The organism is Methylobacterium sp. WL120, assembly GCF_008039465.1.
Taxonomy (GTDB): Bacteria; Pseudomonadota; Alphaproteobacteria; order Rhizobiales; family Beijerinckiaceae; genus Methylobacterium; species Methylobacterium cerastii.
This window is the reverse complement of sequence record NZ_VRUT01000270.1, coordinates 1-3,598: the sequence shown is the minus strand read 5'-3', so window position 1 is coordinate 3,598 and position 3,598 is coordinate 1. Positions and strand designations below refer to the sequence as shown.

At 69.8% G+C, this 3,598-nt stretch carries 3 protein-coding genes; 2 read left to right on the top strand and 1 reads right to left on the bottom strand.

The features are described from left to right. Together FV229_RS25955 and FV229_RS25950 are read left to right on the top strand one after the other, a co-directional pair. Positions 1 to 574: BA14K family protein (locus FV229_RS25955; protein ID WP_147754682.1), on the top strand; the 574-nt coding region annotated here is incomplete at its 5' end. Positions 575 to 676: 102 nt separating this feature from the next. Next, positions 677 to 892, top strand: coding sequence for a hypothetical protein (locus FV229_RS25950; protein ID WP_147754681.1), 216 nt, complete (start codon positions 677 to 679; stop codon positions 890 to 892). Positions 893 to 944: 52 nt separating this feature from the next. Here the strand turns inward: FV229_RS25950 and FV229_RS25945 are convergent, their stop codons facing one another. Further along, positions 945 to 3,236: an FdhF/YdeP family oxidoreductase gene (locus tag FV229_RS25945; RefSeq protein ID WP_147754680.1), complete on the bottom strand. Its 2,292-nt coding sequence runs from the start codon at positions 3,234 to 3,236 to the stop codon at positions 945 to 947. Positions 3,237 to 3,598: the final 362 nt, after the last annotated feature.

The window sequence follows — 3,598 nt, the reverse complement described above, 5'->3', positions numbered from 1 at the left end:
CTTCGGTGGCGGCCATGGCATCGGCGGCGGCAGCTTCGGCGGTGGCCGCGGCTTTGGTGGCGGCGGCTTCGGCGGCGGTCGCGGCATCGGCGGGGCAGGCTTCGCCGGCCGCGGCGTGGGCGGCGGCTTCGCAAACCGTGGCTTCGGCGGTGGGTTCGCCAACCGTGGCGTCGGTGGTGGGTTTGCCAACCGTGGCGGCTTCGTCGGCAACGGCGGCTTCGCCAACCGCGGGATCGGCCGGGGCTACGGCGCCGGCTATGGTCGCGGGTACCGCGGCGGCTACGGTCGTGGCCTCGGCTACGGCGCGGCCGGCCTCGGGCTCGGCCTCGCCACCGGCGCTCTGATCGGCGGCGGCCTCGGTTATGGCTACGGCGGCTACGGCTACGACGACAACTACTACGGCGGTTACGCGCCGGCCGGCTACGGCTACGCTCCGGCCTACACGGAGGTGCAGACCGAGGTGGCGCCCGGCCCGCAGGAATCGGTGAGCTACTGCATCCAGCGCTTCCGCTCCTACGACGTGCGCTCGCAGACCTACCTCGGCAACGACGGCGCGCGGCACTCCTGCCCGTAAGCGTTTCGAGGCCGATATGACGAGAAGCCCCGCGACCGATACGGTCGCGGGGCTTTTTGCTGCCCGCCCGGGACGGTTCCGGGCCAAGGGGGACGCCACGCCATGACGACCGACGAGATCCAAGACCTCCACCGTGCCCGCACGGTTCTGGCGCGGCAGCGCAACGCCATGGCCAAGCGCCTCTCCGGCATCGACCTTGCGCCGGTGTCGATGGCCGAGGATTTGACCCGGATCCTCGTCGCGATCGAGGCGGTCGACCGCGCGCTGACCGCCGAGGGCCGGCCCTACATGGCGCCGGAGATGCACGCGGAAGGCTGAGACTTTCGGGCCGGCGACACGCATTCGGCGCGCCGGCCCAGCGGGATTAGGATCAGGCCGCAGCGGCCTCGATCCGCACGGGCACGGATTTCGCCGCGGGCACCTTGCTGCGCTCGGCATGGTGCCAGAGCGGGATCAGCGGGTTGCACTCGGGGTAGTAGCCGCCGACGCAGCCCGTCGGGATGTCGTAGGCCAGCACCCGGAAGCCCTCGACCCGCCGTACCACCTTGTCGTCCGTCGCGCCGACGAGGTGAACGGTCTGCGCGTCGCGCAGGCCGAGGCGGGCGATGTCGTCGCGGTTCATGAACAGCACCATCCGCGTGCCCTTCACGCCGCGGAATCGGTCGTCGTAGCCGTAGATCGTGGTGTTGAACTGGTCGTTCGACCGCATGGTGATGAGCCGCATCACCTCGGGGTCGGCCTGCTCGGTGTCAAGGTCGGCCGACAAGCTGCGCGGCGTGACGAAGTTCGCCTTGCCGGTATCGGTCTTCCATGTGCGGTCGGCGGCCGGAATCGGCCGGCGGAAGCCGCCGGGCGTCCACATCCGCGCGTTGAAGTCCTTGAACTGGTCGGGATAGGTCGCCTCGATCGCGTCGCGAACGCTGGCGTAGTCGCCGCCCCAGCGATCCCAGTCGATCCGCGGGTTCGGCGTCAGCGTCGCCTTGGCGATCCCGGCGACGATGCGCGGTTCGGACAGCAGCTCGGGTCCGGCCGGCTCGGCATAGCCCTTCGAGCCATGGATGCAGGCGGTCGAATCCTCCATCGACACCGCCTGCCGCCCGCCGGCCTGCTCGTCGATCTCGATTCGGCCGAGGCAGGGCAGGATGTAGGCGACCTCGCCGTGGATCAGGTGATTGCGGTTGAGCTTCGTCGAAATCTGGACGGTCAGGCGAAGCGTCTTCCAGGCTTCCTCCATCAGCGCGGTCTCCGGCACCGCGCGGATGAAGTTGCCGCCGAGCGCCACGAACGCCTTCACCGAACCGTCGAGGATACCCTCGCAGGCCTCGACGGTGTTGAGACCCTTCTCCATCGGCGGCTCGAAGGCGTAGAGCTCGCGCAGCTTGTCGTTCGGCACCAACTCCGGCTTCTCGGTGATGCCGACCGTGCGCTGCCCCTGGACGTTGGAATGCCCGCGGACCGGGCAGATGCCGGCGCCGCGCTTGCCGATGTTGCCGCGCATCAAGAGCAGGTTGACCAGGGCCTGCACGGTCTCGACGCCCATGCGGTGCTGGGTCAGCCCCATGCCGTAGACGCCGATCGTCGCCTTCGCCTTGGCGTAGGTCGCCGCCGTCTGCTCCAGCGCCTTGCGGGTCAGGCCCGAGCGCCGCTCCAGCTCGTCCCAGGACTTTTCGCGGACCGAGGCTGCGAACGCCTCGAAGCCGTGGGTGTGCTCGGCGATGAAGGCGGTGTCGAGCACGCGCTCGGCGCCGCTCGCGATCGCCGCGTCGTCGAGCGCCAGCAGCGCCTTGCAGATCCCGTAGATCGCCCCGAAATCGCCGCCGGCCTTGACCTGCAGGTACTGCGACGAGATCCGCGTCTCGGACTTCGTCAGCATTTCGAGTGGCGCCTGCGGGTTGGTGAAGCGCTCCAGCCCGCGCTCGCGGAACGGGTTGAAGGTGATGATCGGGACACCGCGGCGGCTCGCCTCCTGAAGCGGATGCAGCATCCGCGGCGCGTTCGAGCCGGGGTTCTGCCCGAAGAACAGGATGCAGTCGGTGTGCTCGAACGCCTCAAGCAGCACCGTGCCGACCGGCGAGCCGATGCTTTCTGGAAGCGCCACGGAGGTCGATTCGTGGCACATGTTCGACGAGTCGGGCAGGTTGTTGCTGCCGTGCAGCCGCGCCAGCAGGCCGTACATGTACGACGTTTCGAGCGAGGCGCGGCCGGAGGCGTAGAACACAGCCGCCTTCGGATCGAGCGCCTTCAACTCGGCGCCGATCTCCGCGAAGGCGGCATCCCACGAGACCGGCAGGTAGCGGTCGCTCGCCGCATCCCAGCGCAGGGGTACGGTGAGGCGCCCGAGCTCCTCCAGGTCGTAGTCGCGCCAGCCGGTGAGTTCGGTGACCGTGTGGGCGGCGAAGAACTCGGCGCCGATGCGCTTGCGCGTCACCTCCCAGGCGGTCGCCTTGGCGCCGTTCTCGCAATACTCGAACACCGCCGGCTTGCCGGGCTTGGCCCAGGCGCAGCTGACGCACATGAAGCCGCCGGGCTTGTTCTGGTGGCGCAGCATCAGGCCGCCGGTGACGGGGATCTGCTCGCGCAGGAGGATCTCGGTGAGCGACTTCGCCGACCCCCAGCCGCCGGCCGGCCCCTCGTAGGGATCGAGCTGCACCGAATCCGTCATCCTCGAAACTCCAACCTTCGCGATCCTCGAGGAAGAACCCTTCGTCGGCGCGAAAGGGTCCGCTCAGCTGCGTGCGGCAAACGCCGCGCACTGGCTGGGTCGGCGCCGGGCGCCTGGCCGTGCTACGGCTCGCGCCGGCCCCCATCGAAAGCACGACCCCGATTGTCCGACCGGAACGAGATCCCGGCGCCGCGCGCCGCAGCCCCCCCGCGCGATCCCCGGACCGAGGCGGTCCTCGAACGGATCGCCGCCGCCCAGGGCGCGCCGTTCGGGGCCGGCGAGCACGGGCTCGGGCGCTTATCCACAGCTCCGAGCCCACGGGCGAACGCTGCTTGGGGATGGCGGGGTGGGGCTGGAAAAAA

Excerpts from the sequence above, each read along its gene's own strand:
- FV229_RS25950 (WP_147754681.1), top strand. The coding sequence starts at position 677 with ATGACGACCGACGAGATCCAAGACCTCCACCGTGCCCGCACGGTTCTG.
- FV229_RS25945 (WP_147754680.1), bottom strand. The coding sequence starts at position 3,236 with ATGACGGATTCGGTGCAGCTCGATCCCTACGAGGGGCCGGCCGGCGGC.